The 16,604-nt window shown below is 69.5% G+C and carries 12 protein-coding genes; 6 read left to right on the top strand and 6 right to left on the bottom strand.

Annotated elements, in window-relative coordinates; genetic code table 11:
* The first annotated feature begins 33 nt into the window (after positions 1–33).
* A complete protein-coding gene (locus tag ABL838_RS29780) occupies positions 34–2,469 on the top strand; it encodes a membrane-bound PQQ-dependent dehydrogenase, glucose/quinate/shikimate family (RefSeq protein ID WP_418123228.1) in 2,436 nt (811 codons plus the stop codon).
* A gap of 7 nt (positions 2,470–2,476) precedes the next feature.
* On the opposite strand, the gene ABL838_RS29775 is transcribed toward ABL838_RS29780, so the two are convergent.
* Positions 2,477–3,757 (bottom strand): helix-turn-helix domain-containing protein, encoded by a 1,281-nt coding sequence (locus ABL838_RS29775; RefSeq protein ID WP_418123226.1) that lies wholly within the window; start codon positions 3,755–3,757, stop codon positions 2,477–2,479.
* A gap of 131 nt (positions 3,758–3,888) precedes the next feature.
* Here ABL838_RS29775 and ABL838_RS29770 point away from each other — a divergent pair, with 131 nt between their 5' ends.
* Positions 3,889–6,003: a PQQ-dependent dehydrogenase, methanol/ethanol family gene (locus tag ABL838_RS29770; protein WP_418123224.1), complete on the top strand. Its 2,115-nt coding sequence runs from the start codon at positions 3,889–3,891 to the stop codon at positions 6,001–6,003.
* Between the two features lie 170 nt (positions 6,004–6,173).
* Here the strand turns inward: ABL838_RS29770 and ABL838_RS29765 are convergent, their stop codons facing one another.
* The gene (locus tag ABL838_RS29765) at positions 6,174–7,148 is read right to left on the bottom strand and encodes a tripartite tricarboxylate transporter substrate-binding protein (RefSeq protein WP_418118357.1); all 975 of its coding nucleotides are present in this window, start codon (positions 7,146–7,148) and stop codon (positions 6,174–6,176) included.
* 244 nt (positions 7,149–7,392) lie between these two features.
* Here ABL838_RS29765 and ABL838_RS29760 point away from each other — a divergent pair, with 244 nt between their 5' ends.
* The gene (locus ABL838_RS29760) at positions 7,393–8,859 is read left to right on the top strand and encodes an NAD-dependent succinate-semialdehyde dehydrogenase (protein WP_418123222.1); all 1,467 of its coding nucleotides are present in this window, start codon (positions 7,393–7,395) and stop codon (positions 8,857–8,859) included.
* A gap of 135 nt (positions 8,860–8,994) precedes the next feature.
* Entirely contained in the window at positions 8,995–9,570 is a 576-nt protein-coding gene (locus ABL838_RS29755) for a type 1 glutamine amidotransferase domain-containing protein (protein ID WP_369660466.1), read from the top strand.
* On the opposite strand, the gene ABL838_RS29750 is transcribed toward ABL838_RS29755, so the two are convergent.
* On the bottom strand, positions 9,515–10,741 hold the full coding sequence (locus ABL838_RS29750) for a citrate synthase (RefSeq protein WP_418123220.1): 1,227 nt from the start codon (positions 10,739–10,741) through the stop codon (positions 9,515–9,517). The genes ABL838_RS29755 and ABL838_RS29750 overlap by 56 nt on opposite strands.
* Before the next feature lie 88 nt (positions 10,742–10,829).
* Here ABL838_RS29750 and ABL838_RS29745 point away from each other — a divergent pair, with 88 nt between their 5' ends.
* Together ABL838_RS29745 and ABL838_RS29740 are read left to right on the top strand one after the other, a co-directional pair.
* Positions 10,830–11,951 (top strand): citrate synthase/methylcitrate synthase, encoded by a 1,122-nt coding sequence (locus ABL838_RS29745; protein WP_418123218.1) that lies wholly within the window; start codon positions 10,830–10,832, stop codon positions 11,949–11,951.
* A gap of 94 nt (positions 11,952–12,045) precedes the next feature.
* Positions 12,046–13,065, top strand: coding sequence for a hypothetical protein (locus tag ABL838_RS29740; RefSeq protein WP_418123216.1), 1,020 nt, complete (start codon positions 12,046–12,048; stop codon positions 13,063–13,065).
* Here ABL838_RS29740 and ABL838_RS29735 read toward each other — a convergent pair.
* The 3 genes from ABL838_RS29735 to ABL838_RS29725 all read right to left on the bottom strand — a co-directional run bounded on the left by ABL838_RS29735 (position 13,056) and on the right by ABL838_RS29725 (position 16,599).
* Positions 13,056–14,306, bottom strand: coding sequence for a phenylacetate--CoA ligase family protein (locus tag ABL838_RS29735; RefSeq protein WP_418123214.1), 1,251 nt, complete (start codon positions 14,304–14,306; stop codon positions 13,056–13,058). The genes ABL838_RS29740 and ABL838_RS29735 overlap by 10 nt on opposite strands.
* Positions 14,307–14,355: 49 nt before the next feature.
* Positions 14,356–15,168, bottom strand: a complete 813-nt coding sequence (locus ABL838_RS29730) for an ABC transporter ATP-binding protein (RefSeq protein WP_418118348.1) — start codon at positions 15,166–15,168, stop codon at positions 14,356–14,358.
* A 99-nt stretch (positions 15,169–15,267) separates the two neighbouring features.
* Positions 15,268–16,599 carry an ABC transporter substrate-binding protein gene (locus ABL838_RS29725; RefSeq protein WP_126021239.1) on the bottom strand — a complete coding sequence of 444 codons (1,332 nt, stop codon included), beginning with the start codon at positions 16,597–16,599 and terminating at the stop codon, positions 15,268–15,270.
* Positions 16,600–16,604: the final 5 nt, after the last annotated feature.

Raw genomic sequence — 16,604 nt, 5'->3', positions numbered from 1 at the left:
TAGCGTTCGGACTCCGTCCCTGGAGTTCCCGCCATGAATCCGCGCCCGTCCGCCGAGCCCGCCCGTTCCGCTTCCGTGTTGCTGGCCGCGATGGCCGTGCTGATCGGGCTTGCAGGCGTGGCGCTCGCCGTGGCCGGTGCATGGCTGATCGCGCTCGGCGGCTCGTGGTACTACCTCGTCGCGGGACTGGGGCTGGCGGCGGCGGCGCTGCTGTTGCGGCGCGGCGGCGGTGCCGGGTTGATGGTGTACGCGGCGGTGGTCCTGCTCACGCTGGCCTGGGCACTGTGGGAGGTGGGGCTCGACTGGTGGCCGATGGCCGCGCGTGGCGACGTGTTCTTCGTGATCGGCCTGCTGCTGCTCACGCCGTGGGTGGCGCGTGCGCTCGCCCTGCGCAATGCCGCGGGCGTTGGAAGCGCGCGCGCCGTGCTCGGCGTGGTGCTCGTGGCCTTCCTGGTGGCGGCGGTGTTCTCGTGGATGCGCGATCCCCGCCGCATCGAAGGCATCTTGCCCCCGGCCGATGCCACGGCCGCCACGGCGAGCGCGCCCGCGGGCCCCACGGCCGCGGCGGACGAATGGACGGCCTACGGCGGCACCGGCTTCGGCCAGCGCTATTCGGCGCTCGACCAGATCACGCCGCAGAACGTGAGCCAGCTCGAGGAGGCCTGGCACTTCCGTACCGGCGACGTGCGAGGCCAGCCGGGCGACCCCGAGGAGACGACCTTCGAGGTCACGCCCCTGAAGATCGGCGGCAGGCTCTTCCTGTGCACGCCGCACCAGTCGGTGATCGCGCTCGACGCCACCACCGGCCAGCAGGTCTGGCGCTACACGCCCCAGATCGCGCGGCCGCTCGCGCTGCAGCACCTGACCTGCCGGGGGCTCTCGTACTACCCGGGTGCTGCGGCGGCGCCATCTGCCGGATCCGCGTCCGCATCCGCGTCGCCGGCCGCCTGCGACGCGAAGCTGTTCATGCCCACAGCCGATGGCCGCGTCATCGCGCTCGATCCCGCCAGCGGCCAGCCCTGCCCGGCCTTCGGCGGCGGCGCCGGCCAGATCGATCTCTGGAAGAACATGCCGAACGTGAAGGCAGGCTCCTACTACTCGACCTCGCCTCCGGTCGTGACGCGCTCGCTCCTCATCGTGGGCGGTACCGTGCTGGACAACGTCTCGACGAAGGAAACCTCCGGCGTGATCCGCGCCTTCGACGCGAACACCGGCGCGCTGGTGTGGAACTGGGACTCCGGCAACCCCGAGGACACCGCCCCCATCGCGGCCGACCGCACCTACACCGCCAATTCGCCCAACAGCTGGTCGATCTCCAGCGTGGACGAGGCGCTGGGCCTGGTCTACGTGCCCATGGGCAACCAGCCGCCCGACCAGTGGGGCGGCGCGCGCAGCGAAGGCGCGAAGAAGTATTCGTCGGCGGTGGTGGCGCTCGACCTGGCCACCGGCCGCGTGCGCTGGAGCTTCCAGACCGTGCACCACGACCTGTGGGACTACGACGTGCCCGCGCAGCCCAGCCTGGTCGACCTGCGCGTGGGCAGCGAGACCGTGCCCGCGCTGGTGCAGCCGACCAAGCAGGGCGAGCTCTTCGTGCTCGACCGCCGCAACGGCAAGCCGATCCTGCCGGTGAACGAGCGCGCCGCGCCGCAGGGCGCTGCCGCGGGCGACGTCACCGCGCCGACGCAGCCGTCATCGGCCCTGTCCTTCGATCCGCCGGCGCTCAAGCCCTCGGACATGTGGGGTGCCACCGTCTTCGACCAGCTGGCCTGCCGCATCGCCTTCCACCGGCTGCGCTACGAGGGCCGGTTCACCCCGCCCTCGACCGAGGGCTCGCTGATCCATCCGGGCAACTTCGGCGTCTTCAACTGGGGCGGCGTGGCGGTCGATCCGCGCCGGCAGATCGTCTTCGTCACGCCCGCGTCGCTGGCCTTCGTCTCCAGGCTCGTGCCGCGCGCGGACGCCACCTCGCTCTACGTGCAGGGCAAGGAACGCCCCAACGACAGCCTGCCCGCGCTCAACGAGAACTTCGGCGCGCCCTTCGCGGTGAAGCTCAGCGCCTTCACCTCGGTGCTCGGCCTGCCGTGCCAGGCGCCGCCCTGGGGCTACGTCGCCGCGGCCGACCTGCGCACCGGCAGGGTCGCCTGGATGCACAAGAACGGCACGGTGCGCGACAGCTCGCCGCTGCCACTGCCCTTCGCGATGGGCGTGCCCAATCTCGGCGGGCCCATCATGACGGCAGGGGGCGTGGCCTTTCTCTCGGGGACGCTCGACCAGTTCGTGCGCGGCTATGACGTGAACGACGGCAGGGAGCTCTGGCGCAGCCGCCTGCCGGCCGGCGGACAGGCCACGCCAATGACCTACCGCGGCGCCGACGGGCGCCAGTACCTGCTGGTGGTGGCCGGCGGCCACGGCTCGCTCGGCACGCGCACCGGCGACCATGTGATCGCCTACGCGCTGCCCAGGCGCTGAACGGCCTTCAGTCGCGTGCGTCGGCCACGGCCGCGGCTTCGTCGCGCCAGCCCCGCAGCCGCCGGTAGAGCGTGCCGCGCGACACGCGCAGCTGCCGCGCCGCCTGCGACACGTTGCCGCCATGCGCGGCGAGCGTCTCCTCGATCAGCTTGCGGCTGTGCTCGCGCAGCGTGGTCTGCTCGTGCGGCGCTGCCTCGTCACCATCTGCGTGCTCGCTGGCCTGTGCGGCCGGCATCGCATCGTGCCGCTCGATGGCCAGTGGGGCAGCCTCGCCCGGCATCGCCACTGCGTGCCGGAAGTCCGCGCCATCCGCGCCGCCCTTCAACTGTGCCTGCACCCACACACCAAGGCCGCTTGCCAGCCGCAACGGCTGCGCAGCCTCGCGTCGGCCCAAGCGCAGCAGGCTCGCAAGATCGTGCCCGAGCAGGAACTCCACGTCGCGCTCGTCCGCCGCCTCGGGCAGCCGACCCAGCAGCCGCGCGCCCGCGTTGTTGAGCCAGGCGATGGTGCCGTCGGGCGCGATGCCGGCCAGCGCTTCGAGCGGCGTGCCCAGCAGCGTGGGGCTGGCCTGGAAGCGCAGGATCAGGTGGTCGCGCGACTGCGCCTGCAGCAGCCGGTTCTCGATGGTGGTGGCGTACAGCGACACCATCGACGCCGCGTCGAAGCCGAAACGCCGCGCCTCCACCGTGAGGTCGAGCACGCCGGCGAGCTGCCCTGTCACATCGCGTATCGGCGCGGCCGCGCACTGCATGTGGCACAGCAGGTCGAAGTAGTGCTCGGCGCCGTCGACGGTGCAGGCCTGCCCGGTGCTCGCCACGATGCCCGGCGCGGTGGTGCCGACGATGTGCTCGGCAATGTTCACGCCCACGCGCGCGGTCTTGCGCAGCACCGGCTGGTGCGCGGCGGCGGGATGCTGCGTGACGTGCACCACCACGCCCTCGCGGTCGGTGAGGATCACGCGGCAGTCGGTGCCCGCGAGCGCGTGCTCCATCTGCACCAACTCCTGCCGCGCCGCTTCGAGCAGCTGGCGGTTGCGCGCGAGCGTGGCGTGCAGCCGGCTGGGCGTGACCGGGTCGAAGGGCACGATGCGCTGGCGGTCGGCGTGGGTGCGGCTGCAGCGCATCCACGACTGGATCACCGCCTCGCCCACCAGCCCCGAGGGGCGCACGCCTTCCTCGAAGAACTGCCGCCGCGCGAGCGCCACGCGCTGCGCGGGCGTGCTGGCGAAGAGCTGGCGCGGGGCATCGGGTGTACCGATTCTTCCGACAAGGCTTCTGTCGAGGGCCATGGGTGAGCTGCCTTCCGGTTCAGGACCAGCGTCGAATGTGTTCCGCAATGGAACAGCGCCGGACTGGGGAAATCCCGAAGATGAACGCGCGGCCCGTCCCGACGATTCTTGGCGCACAAAGGAGACCTGCGATGAAAAAAACACACTCCGGGCTGCTCGTGCTCGCCGGCGCATTGCTGTGCCTGGGCGCCACCACCGCAGCCACGGCCCAGAACGCACAGGACCGCGCGGCAGCCGCCACGAAACGCGTCGACGGCGGCTTCATCCGCGCCAACGCCGCGCAGAAGAAGACGCCGGACTGGCCCAGCGTGGGCCTGGACTATTCGGAATCGCGCTTCAGCCAGCTCGACCAGGTGAACGCCGGCAACGTGAAGGACCTGGGGCTGGTCTGGTCGTACAACCTCGAGTCCACGCGCGGCGTCGAAGCCACGCCGCTGGTGGTGGACGGCATCATGTACATCACCGCCTCCTGGAGCGTGGTGCACGCCATCGACACGCGCACCGGCCAACGGCTGTGGACCTTCGATCCGCAGGTCGACAGGTCCAAGGGCTTCAGGGGCTGCTGCGACGTGGTGAACAGAGGCGTCGCGATCTACGAGGGCAAGGTCTACGTGGCGGCCTACGACGGCCGGCTGATCGCGCTCGATGCCGCCACCGGCCAGAAGGTCTGGGAGAAGAACACCATCGAGGGCCAGAAGGGCAGCTACACCATCACCGGCGCGCCGCGCGTGTTCAAGGGCAAGGTCATCATCGGCAACGGCGGGGCCGAATACGGCGTGCGCGGCTTCGTCACCGCCTACGACGCGAAGACGGGCGACCAGAAGTGGCGCTGGTTCGTGGTGCCGGGCGACCCGGGCAAGCCCTTCGAGGACGAGTCGATGGCGCGCGCCGCCAAGACCTGGGACCCCAGTGGCAAGTACTGGGAGGCCGGCGGCGGTGGCACCGCCTGGGACAGCTTCGCCTTCGACCCCGAGCTCAACCTGATGTACGTGGGCACCGGCAACGGCTCGCCCTGGTCGCACAAGGCGCGCAGCCCCAAGGGCGGCGACAACCTCTACCTGGGCTCGGTGGTGGCGCTCGACCCCGACACCGGCAAGTACAAGTGGCACTACCAGGAGACGCCCGGCGACAACTGGGACTACACCTCCACGCAGTCGATGATCCTCGCCAACGTGAAGATCGGCGGCAAGCAGCGCAAGGTGCTGCTGCATGCGCCGAAGAACGGCTTCTTCTTCGTCATCGACCGCACCAACGGCAAGTTCATCTCGGCGAAGAACTTCGTCGAGGTCAACTGGGCCACCGGTTACGACAGGAACGGCCGCCCCATCGAGATCGCCGCCGCGCGCGACGCCACCAAGCCCGGCGACAGCATCCCCGGGCCCTTCGGCGCGCACAACTGGCATCCGATGTCGTTCAACCCGCAGACCGGCTTCGCCTACCTGCCCGCGCAGCACGTGCCGATCAACCTCATGGACGACAAGGACTGGAAGTTCGACGAGAACGTGCCCGGCCGTCCGCATTCGGGCCTGGGCTGGAACCTGGGCAAGTTCGCCAACGCCGAGCCTCCCAAGAGCAAGCCCTTCGGCCGCCTCGTGGCCTGGGACCCGGTGGCGCAGAAGGAAGCCTGGGGCGTGGACTATGCATCGCCCTGGAACGGCGGCACCCTCACCACCGCCGGCAACCTCGTGTTCCAGGGCACGGCCGATGGCCGCCTGCTGGCCTACAACGCGAAGACCGGCGAGAAGCTCTGGGAAACGCCCACCGGCACCGGTGTGGTTGCCGCGCCATCGACCTACATGGTCGACGGCAAGCAGTACGTGTCGGTCGCGGTGGGCTGGGGCGGCGTCTACGGCCTCGCGCAGCGCGCCACCGAGCGGCAGGGTCCGGGCACCGTCTACACCTTCGCGGTCGGCGGCACGGCGAAGATGCCCGACTTCGTGCAGTACCGCATGGACAAGCTGGTGCAGGGCGTCAAGTACGACCCCGCCAAGGTCCAGGCCGGCACCATGCTCTACGTGAGCAACTGCGTGTTCTGCCACGGCGTGCCGGGCGTGGACCGCGGCGGCAACATCCCCAACCTCGGCTACATGGACGCGGCCTACATCGAGAACCTCGACAAGTTCGTGCTCAAGGGCCCGGCCATGTCGCGCGGCATGCCCGACTTCACGGGCAAGCTCTCGAACGACGACATCGAGAGCATCAAGGCCTTCATCCAGGGAACCGCCGACGCCATCCGCCCGAAGTAGAGGACGCAGCAGCACCAACAAAAAAGAAAGCCGCCGTCCCAAAGGACAGCGGCTTCAATTTGTCAATTCCAGGAACACCGAGGAACCGGCTTCGCCGGGCCTCAGGTGTTGCCCCCGGAAGGGGGTTGGCGTAGCGACACGAAGTGCGCGCAGCCTGGGGGCGAACCAGGTCAATCGGCGTAGACGCCGGCGGCCTTGATGATCGGCCCCCACTTCGCGATCTCGGCCGAGACGAACTTCTTGTGTTCCGCCGGCTCGGTGCGCTTGTCGGTGGTGATTACCGCGCCCAGCGCCTCTTCACGCTTGATGAAGCCGGGGTCCTTCATCGCGGCCTTGATGGCTTCGTTGAGCTTCTTCAGCACCGGCGCGGGCGTGCCCTTGGGCGCGTACACGCCGTGCCAGATCGTCACTTCGAAGCCCTTGAGGCCCGACTCGTCCAGCGTCGGCAGGTCCTTCAGCGCGGGGGTGGTCAGGCGCTTGCTGGTGGTCACGGCGTAGGCCTTGACCTTCTTGGCCTCGATCTGCGACGTGGTGTTGGTGGTCTGGTCGCACAGCAGGTCGATCTGGCCGCCCAGCAGGTCGGCGATGGCCGGTGCGGTGCCCTTGTAGGGAACCGGCGTCATCTCGACCTTCAGTGCGCTCTGGAACAGCAGGCCGCACAGGTGCGAGGCGGCGCCCAGGCCGGCGTTGCCGAGGTTGATCTTGCCCTTGTTGGCCGCGATCCAGCTCGTCAACTCCTTGTAGTTGTTGGCCGGCAGGCCGGGCTTGCCGATCAGCGTCATCGGCACTTCGTTGACCATGCCCAGGTACTCGAAGTCGTTCTCGACGTTGAAGGGCAGCTTGCGGTAGAGCGCCGGCATCGTCGACATGCCGATGTGGTTCAGCAGCAGGGTATAGCCGTCGGGGTTGGCGCGCGCCACCTTGGCGGTGCCGATGGAACTGCCCGCGCCGGCGGTGTTGTCCACCACGATGGTGGTGCCCAGCGTCTTCTGCATGGCTTCGGCCAGGTCGCGCGCGACACGGTCGGTCGGGCCGCCGGCGGCGAAAGGCACCACCAGCGTCACGGTCTTGCCCGCGGGGAAGTCCTGGGCGTGTGCACCGACGGCCGCGGCGGCAATCGCCGCGAGGGCGAACAGTTTCTTCATGTCGTCTCCGGAAAAGGGGGAATAAAAACGCCCGCGATCTTAAGGGCTGACCAGGGGCTGACCTATAGCGAATAGCCCTTAGCCAAAGGCCGTCTTGCGCACCTCGGAGGGGCGCATGGCGGGGCTTGCAAACCCGGGCCTCGCGAACGGGTTTTGCGGTGGGCCGCTTGCGGCGATGCCGCCGGCGTGGTCCTCTCGTCCTGCAGGCCCCTTCATCCTTCCCGACACCAGGAGACCACCACCGATGCAGACCATCCAGCTCAAAGACCCGACCCTGCTGCGCCAGCAGGCCTACATCGCAGGCGCATGGGCCGACGCCGACGGCGGCGAGACCGTGGCCGTCACCAACCCGGCCAACGGCCAGCAGATCGGCACGGTGCCGATGTGCGGCGCCGAAGAGACCGCGCGCGCCATCGCCGCCGCCGAGATTGCCCAGCGTGCGTGGGCGAAGGTGCCGGCCAAGGAGCGCTGCGCCGTGCTGCGCAGGCTCAACGACCTGATGTTGGCCAATGTGGACGACCTCGCGCTCATCATGACCACCGAGCAGGGCAAGCCCATGGCCGAGAGCCGCGGCGAGATCGCCTACGCAGCCTCGTTCATCGAATGGTTCGCCGAGGAGGCGCGCCGCGTGTACGGAGACACCATTCCCGCGCCGCAGGCCGACCGCCGCATCCTCGCGCTCAAGCAGCCCGTGGGCGTGACGGCCGCCATCACGCCGTGGAACTTTCCCGCCGCCATGCTCACGCGCAAGGCAGGCCCCGCGCTCGCTGCCGGCTGCGCGATGGTGGTGAAGCCCGCCACGCAGACGCCGTTCTCCGCGCTGGCCTTCGCCGAACTGGCCGAGCGCGCGGGCGTGCCCAAGGGGCTGCTGTCGGTGCTCACCGGCTCGGCCAGCAAGATCGGCGGCGAGATGACGCGCAACCCCGTCGTGCGCAAGCTCACCTTCACGGGCTCGACCGAGGTGGGCCGCACGCTGATGAAGCAGTCGGCCGACACCATCAAGAAGCTCTCGCTCGAGCTTGGCGGCAACGCGCCCTTCATCGTGTTCGACGATGCGGATGTGGACGCGGCCGTCGAGGGTGCGATGGTCTCCAAGTACCGCAACACCGGCCAGACCTGCGTGTGCGCCAACCGCATCTACGTGCAGCGCGGCGTGCTCGACGACTTCACGCGCAAGCTGGTGGCGAAGGTCGAGGCGATGAAGGTGGGCGACGGCACCGCGCCCGGCGTCACACAGGGGCCGCTGATCGACGCCAAGGCCGTCGAGAAGATCGAGGAGCACGTGGCCGACGCCGTGGCCAAGGGCGGCAAGGTGCTCACCGGCGGCAAGCGCCACGCGCTGGGCGGCCTCTTCTTCGAGCCCACGGTGATCGGCGGCGCCACCGCCGGCATGCTGTTCGTGCGCGAAGAAACCTTCGGGCCGCTCGCACCGATCTTCGCCTTCGACACCGAGGAGGAAGCCATCGCCGCCGCGAACGACACCGAGTTCGGCCTGGCCTCGTATTTCTACGCGCGCGACATCGGCCGCATCATGCGCGTGGCCGAGGCACTGGAGTCGGGCATCGTGGGCGTGAACACGGGGCTCGTGTCCACGGCCGAAGCGCCCTTCGGCGGCGTGAAGCAGTCGGGGCTCGGCCGCGAGGGCTCGAAGTACGGGCTCGACGATTTCCTCGAGGTGAAATACGTCTGCCTCGCGGGGATCGACAAGTAGCAGCAAGCGGCTGCACATTCTTCGTAAAGGAAGTTTGCCGGCCGTCGAACTGTCCGACAGGCGGAGCCGGCGCCGGACGATGCGGCCGGCGCATGCCGGACCTAGGGTGAAGGGCTTTTGAAGGAGATTCAACCCATGCCCAACACCACCACATCGTCATCCTCGCTGGACGGAATGAAGGTTGCCATCCTCGTGTCCGACGGCTTCGAGCAGGTCGAGATGACCGAGCCGCGCAAGGCGCTCGACCTCGCCGGCGCGCAGACGCGGATCGTCTCGCCCGTCGGGCGCGTGCGCGGCTGGAACCATCACGACCCGGCGGACAGCTTCCCCGTCGACGTGCCGCTGACGAATGCGAGGCCCGACGACTTCGACGCACTGCTGCTGCCCGGCGGCGTCGTGAACCCGGACGCGCTGCGCATCGACGAGAAGGCGGTCGCTTTCGTGCGTGCCTTCGTCGAGGCCGGCAAGCCCATCGCGGCGATCTGCCACGGACCCTGGACGCTGATCGATGCCGGCGGCGTCAAGGGTCGCAAGATGACCTCGTGGCCCTCGCTGCATGCCGATCTGAAGAACGCCGGCGCGAAGTGGACCGACGAGGAAGTCGTGGTCGACCGCAGCCTCGTCACCAGCCGCAAGCCGGACGACCTGCCCGCCTTCAACCGCGAGATGACGAAGGCCTTCGCGCTCGCGCGGGAAACCGCGGCTCACTGATCTCTTCCGCCGCGCCGGGCATCGGCCCCGTGTAGCGGGCTCGCGGACGGATCAACTGCCCCGTGGCCTGCTGCTCCAGCACGTGCGCGGTCCAGCCGACGGTACGCGAGAGCGCGAAGAGCGTGAGCGGCGCGCCCGGCGGCAACCTGTGCTCGGCAGCGAGGGCGGCCAGCGCGAAATCGATGTTCGCGGCCTCGCCCAGCAGTCTCTCGCCGATGCCACGCAATTCCTCGAAGGCGGGCGGCAGCTCGATGTTCGCGAGCAGGGCGCCGCAGCGCACGTCGCCGCCCGGGTAGAGCGGATGGCCGAAGGCCGCCAGCGGCCGGTCGTGCGCGAGCCACTCGCGCACCGCGGCCTCGGCGCCGATGTCCGACGCACGGTGCATCAGCGCCTGCACTGCTGCCGAAGCGCCGCCATGCAGCGGCCCGGTCAACGTCGAGAGGCCGGTGAGCAGGCAGGCAGCCATCGACGCGCCGGTCGATGCCGTCACGCGCGCGGCGAAGGTCGAAGCGTTGAGTTCGTGGTCGGCCAGCAGCACCAGGGCGCGGCGCAGGTCGTCGGCGGCGCGCGGCCGGCGCCACGCCGTGGCCAGCCGCATGTGCAGCGGCATCTCGCGCGCGGCAGGCGTGGTGCCCAGCATCGCATCGGCCAGCGCGCCGATCGCGCTTGCCGCCTCGGCCTGAAGCACGCTGCGCGAGCGGCCGCGCGATGGCAGGTCTGTGGCGGCGCGCGCCGCGAGCGCGAGCAGGCCGGCCTGCAGCGGTGCGTTGCCTGAAGCAGCGGATGCGGCCGAAGCAGGAAAGCGCGGTGGCGTGCTTTCCCACAGCAGCCCCGCCACATCCTCCAGCGCGGCCTGCTCCGCCAGCACGCAGGCATCTTGCCCGCGATACAGCAGCCGCCCTTCGGCCACCGTCGATACGGCAGAGGCCAGCACCGGCTCGCCCCACTGGATCGCCTCGCTCGCCACTGTCTCGACACTGCGCCTGCCCCGCGCGCGCGCCGCGACGCGCTGCACGTCGTCGCGGTGATAGAGGCTGCGGCGCGGATCCGCCGCATCGGGCTTGGCGCGGATGCGGCCGCGGCTCACGCTCGCGTAGAGCGTCTGCGGACGCACCTGCATCAGCTCCAGCGCCTCGGTGGCCGGCAGCCACAGGGGCGTGCTTCTCTTCATGGTCATGTTGACAGAATAGATCAAGATTGACGTCAATATCCATCGGACCAGAATCGATGTCATCGTGACAACCCAGGAGCAAAGAGCGATGAACAACGATGACGGCAGCCTCGAAGGCGTGGTGGCAGCGCATACCGTGCTGTCCGAGGTGGACGGCGAGGCCGGCCGGCTGGTGATCCGTGGCCACGAGCTCGACGAGATCGCGCAGCGCTGGCGCTATGAAGACGTGGTGAGCCTGCTGTTCGAAGGCTTCTTCGACACGCTGCCCGCCGCCTCGGCCCTGCGCCGCGCCCTCGGCCGCGCGCGCCGCGAGGCCTTCGAGCTGCTGCAGCCGAACGACGATGCGCAGCTGCGCCGCATGCCGCCCATCGAGGCCGTGCGCGCGCTGATGGCTCGGCTTCCCGATGGCGACGACCTGCCGACTGCGCTGCGCCTGGTGGCCGCGCCGGCCGTCTACACCGCCGCCGTGATGCGCTGGCGCCTGGGCGTGCCGGCGCTCGCGCCGGACGAGGCGCTGCCGCACGCCGCCGACATGCTGCGCATGCTGCATGGCCGTGCGCCCACGCCCGCGCAAAGCGCCGCGCTCGACACCTACCTCGTCACCGTGTGCGACCACGGCCTCAACGCATCGACCTTCGCGGCGCGCGTGGTCGCATCGACAGGCGCGGGTCTCGCATCGGCGGTGCTCGCGGGCGTCAGCGCGCTCAAAGGGCCGTTGCACGGCGGCGCGCCCGGCCCGGTGCTGAATGCGCTCGATGCCATCGGCACTGCCGCCAACGCGCGCGCATGGCTGGAGCAGGCCGTGGCCGACGGCCAGCGGCTGATGGGCTTCGGCCATCGCATCTACCGCGTGCGCGATCCGCGTGCCGATGCGCTCAAGGGCGCGCTCGGCAGGCTCGGCGAGGAAGGCAGCGTGAACGCCGCGCGCTTCGCGCTGGCCGAAGCCGCCGAGCAGGCCGCGCTCGCCATCCTGCGCGAGAAGAAGCCGGGCCGTGCGCTGGAGACCAACGTGGAGTTCTACACCGCGCTGCTGCTCGAAGCGCTGGGCTTCGGCCGCGAGAGCTTCACCTGCGTGTTCGCGGCGGGCCGAGTGAGCGGCTGGGTGGCGCATGCGCGCGAGCAGGTGAAGAAGGGGCGGCTGATCCGTCCGCAGTCGGTCTACGTCGGGCCTGCACCGGAGGAATCGGGCGAGGCCGCACTCGCGCACTGAGCCTACAGGGCGCACCCGCCGTCATCCGATACGCTCGCCTTTTCCGCATGACGCGGCCGCGCCATGCGTCGTGAAAGGCGAAAGTATCTCTTCCATGACGGCGACTTCTTCCCATCCGCAAGCACGGCAGGCACTGCGCCTGCCGCGCGACTTCGCGCTCATCACCGTGGCCATCGACGCCGTGATGGTGCTGGTCAACATGACCCTCCAGCTCTGGCCCGACTCGCCCAATGCCGAGCAGCTGCGCAGCGCCTATGCGCTGCCGGGCGTGTGGGTCCCGATGGTGTTCAGCATCGGCATGGCCTGGGTGCTGGCGGCCGCGCTGGCCTGGAGCCACGGGCGCAATGCGCTCGAAAAGCGCGGCGTGGACAGCGTGGCACGGCTGCCCCAGCCGCGCGTGCGCTACGGCGCGGCATACGTCGTGGTGCTGCTGCTGAACTTCTACGCGCTGAGCCCGCTGCTGTACGACCTGCAGCTGCTTTTCATGCCGGGCGGGCGTTTGCACGAATCGCTGGGCGACACCTCGATGCGCGCGGCGATGCCGGTGTTCATGTTCCTGCAGTCCGTGGCCCAGCTGATCGTGCTGGTGCTCGGCGTGTGGGTCGCGGCATGGTTCGCGCTGAGGGCCGGCCGTGCCGATGCCTCGGATACGCGGGGCGATGACGTACCCGCGGCCTCTTCGCCGCGCCGCGCGGTGGCGCTGGTGGGGGCGTCGGTGTTCGCGTCGCTGCAGATGTGGAGCGGCGCGGCGCTGAGCCGTTGGAGTTCCGTGTCGCAAGGCCTGGACGGCGCCGGGCTGCTGGTGGCATGGGTGGTGCCGCCGCTGGCCGCCTTCGCGCTGGCTTTCTGGGGCGGCTGGCTGGGCGCGACGGCGGCCCTTTCGAGGGTGCGGCCCTTCAGGGCCGTGGCGGCATCGGTGCTGGCTTTCGCCCTGGTGCAGATCGGCTGCATCGCCATTGCACTGGCCTGGCTGGCGCTGGCGGTCTGGCTGCACGGCTTCAACAGCGCGGGCAGCCTCGTCGGCTTCGCGCTGGCGCTCGTGCTGGTCTACACGCTGCTCGCGGTGCTGCTCACGCGCGCCGCGACGCGCGGCTTCTACCGCCGCTACTTGTAGCTGCGCGCGTCCTCGATCACCTTGCCGTCGTTGGGCAGCGAGCCCGCGCCCACGACGACGACCTCGCCGCGCAGCTTGGTCACCTCGCGGATCACCGCGCTCACGCGCGCTTCAAGCCCTTCGGGTGCACTGCCCGCGCATTCGAGCTGCAGCGTCATCCTGTCGTCGCCCATCTCGCCCGAGACGACGAGGCGCGCGCGCTGCACTTCGGGAAAGCGCCGCGCGATCTCGGCCACCTGCGACGGGTGCACGAACATGCCGCGCACCTTGGTGGTCTGGTCGGCGCGGCCCATCCAGCCCTTGATGCGCTTGTTGGTGCGGCCCGTGGGGCAGGTGCCCGCGAGCACCGCCGAGAGGTCGCCGGTGCCGAAGCGCACCAGCGGGTAGTCGGAGTTGAAGGTGGTGACGACGATCTCGCCGACTTCGCCGTCGGGCACCGGGTCGCCGGTGCCGGGGCGCACGATCTCCACCAGCACGCCCTCGTCGAGCACCAGCCCTTCGCGCGCGCTGGTCTCGTACGCGATGAGGCCCAGGTCGGCGGTGGCGTAGCACTGCGTACCCTTCACGCCGCGCGCGGCGATCCAGTCGTGCAGGCTCGGTGGGAAGGCCTCGCCAGACACCAGCGCCTTGGTGAGCGATGGCAGCTTGACGCTCTTCTCCTCGGCCTTCTCCAGCAATATCTTCAGGAAGCTGGGCGTGCCCGCGTAGCCCTCGGGCTTGAGGTCGACCATGGCCTCGAGCTGCTGCTCGGTCTGGCCGGTGCCGCCCGCGAAAACGGTGCAGCCCATGGCGCGCGCGCCGCTTTCCATGATCGAGCCCGCGGGCGTCATGTGGTAGCTGAAGCTGTTGTGGATGAGCTCGCCGCCGCGAAAACCCGCCGCATGCAATGCGCGCGCGGTGCGCCAGTAGTCGCGCGCCTCGCCCTCGGGCTCGTAGATGGTGCCGGGGCTCGCGAACACGCGCGGCATCCGCGGCCCGCGCACGATCGTCGAGAAGCCGCCGAAGGGGTCGTCCGCGCGCCGTGCCTTCTGCAATTCGAGCAATTCCGATTTGCGCGTGACCGGCAGTTTCGCGAGCGCCTCGCGCGTGGTGACGTCGGCAGGCTTCACGCCGTCGAGGATCTTCGCGAAGGCGGGCGCCGCTGTCTGGGCCTGCGCGATCTGCTTCGGCAGCGCGGCCAGCAGGTCGCGCTCGCGTTCGGCGGGGTCTCGGATCTCGAGTTTGTCGTAGTGGTCGGTCATGTCCGTACCCTTTGTCTTTCTGTTCGGTTCAGCCTCCGGCGGGGGAGAGTCAAGCCAGCCACCTCTTGCGCCGCTTGTAGCTCTTGACGTCGCGGAAGCTCTTGCGGTCCGCGCCGCCGACGCCGAGGTAGAACTCCTTCACGTCCTCGTTCTCGCGCAGGCTCTTGGCCTCGCCGTCCATCACGATGCGGCCGTTCTCCAGGATGTAGCCGTAGTCGGCATAGCGCAGCGCCATGTTGGTGTTCTGCTCGGCCAGCAGGAAGGTCACGCGCTCCTTGGCGTTGAGGTCCTTCACGATCTCGAACACTTCCTCCACGATCTGCGGCGCGAGGCCCATCGAGGGTTCGTCGAGCAGCACCATGGTCGGGTTGGCCATCAGCGCGCGGCCGATGGCGCACATCTGCTGCTCGCCGCCGGAGGTGTAGGCCGCCTGCGAGGTGCGGCGCGTCTTCAGGCGCGGGAAGTACGCGTAGACCTTCTCCAGCGTCTGCTGCACCGCGGCCTTGCCGTCGGTGCGCGTGTAGGCGCCGGTCATCAGGTTCTCCTCGATGGTCAGGTGCGCGAAGCAGTGGCGGCCTTCCATCACCTGTATCAGCCCGCGCTTGACCAGCTCGGCCGGCGACAGCGCCTCGATGCGCTCGCCGCGCAGCTCGATGGTGCCCTTGGTGACCGCGCCGCGCTCGCCCGCGAGCAGGTTGCTCACCGCGCGCAGCGTGGTCGTCTTGCCCGCGCCGTTGCCGCCGAGCAGCGCCACGATGCCGCCTTCGGGCACGGTGAGCGACACGCCCTTGAGCACCAGGATCACGTGGTTGTAGATGACCTCGATGCCGTTGACGTTGAGGAGGATGTTGGATTCGCTCATGGTGTGGTCCGAAGCATTCGCAAGAACGGCGCACGGGGTGCCTGCCGCTCTTGCGAATGGCGGCTCTCGCGAGCCGCCACGGAACGCTCGCTCAGCGCATCAGGACTGACAGTCGGCTGCTTCGCGGCGCGTCAGCTTCTTCTCGCCCGCGTACTTGTCGGCCGCGGCCTTCACCATCGGCTTGATGATCTGCTCGTCGGCCTGGTACCAGTCGGACATGTCGCCCCACTTCGCGCCGTCCCAGGTGTGCACGCGCGCCCAGGTCGAGCCCATGTGGTCCTGGCACGAGGTGCTCACCGGGCGCATCACGCCCGAGAAGCCCAGCGCGTCCAGCTTCTTCTGGTCGAGCGCGAGGTTCTCCATGCCCCAGCGAACCTGCTCGCCGGTCATGACCTTGCCCTTGCCGAAGCGCTCCTGCGCGCGCTTCACGGCCTCGATGGTCAGCATCTGGATGATCACGCCGCGCGTGTAGAGCACCGAGCCCACTTCGTCCTTCGGGCCGGTGCCCTGGCCCTTGTCGTGCACCTGCTTGAGGATGTCCTGGATCACCTTGGGTTGCGTGCCCGAGGTGTTCAGCGCCAGCGCGTGGTAGCCCTTGGCGTTGGCGCCCACGTCCTTCACGTCGGGCTCGGCGCCGGCCCACCACACGCCGTACATCTTCTCGCGCGGGTAGCCGGTGGCCACGGCCTCCTTCAGTGCGGTGGAGTTCATCACGCCCCAGCCCCACAGCAGCACGAAGTCGGGGCGCTGCTGGCGAACCTGCAGCCAGGCCGACTTCTGCTCCACGCCGGGCGCGGTCACTGGAATCAGCGAGAGCTCGAAGCCGTTCTGCTTGGCGCGCTCCTGCAGCAGCGGGATCGGTTCCTTGCCGAAGGGCGAGTCGTGATAGACGAGGGCGATCTTCTTGCCCTTGAGCTTGTCCATGCCGCCTTCCTTCTTCCCGATGTGCTGGATCAGGATGTCGGCCGCGGTCCAGTAGGAGCCCATCAGCGGGAAGTTCCACTTGAAGACGCCGCCGTCCTGCGAGGCGGCCAGGCCGTAGCCCAGCGTGATCAGCGGGATCTTGTCGGTGGGCACCTTGTCGGTCAGCGCGAAGGTGATGCCGGTGGCCTGCGGGTCGAAGAGCGCGACACCGGGGCGGCCCTTCAGGCGCTCGTAGCACTCCACGCCCTTGTCGGTGGCGTAGCCGGTCTCGCACTCCTCGTACGCGATCTTCACGCCGTTGATGCCGCCGGTGGCGTTGACCAGCTTGATGTAGTCCTGCTTGCCGTTGGCCCAGGGCGTGCCGTTGGGTGCGTAGGGGCCGGTGCGGTACACCAGCAGCGGGAAGAACTGCTCCTTGGCCTGCGCGTTGACCACGGATGGCGCGAGCGCGGCGCCGAGGGTGCCGGCCACCAGGGCGGCGGTCAGAGCGAGCGATTTCAGTTTCATGCCTG

The organism is Variovorax sp. 160MFSha2.1, from assembly GCF_048305075.1.
Lineage (GTDB): Bacteria > Pseudomonadota > Gammaproteobacteria > Burkholderiales > Burkholderiaceae_C > Variovorax > Variovorax guangxiensis.
The sequence above is the reverse complement of the archived record's forward strand: the minus strand, read 5'-3'. Positions and strand labels throughout refer to the sequence as shown.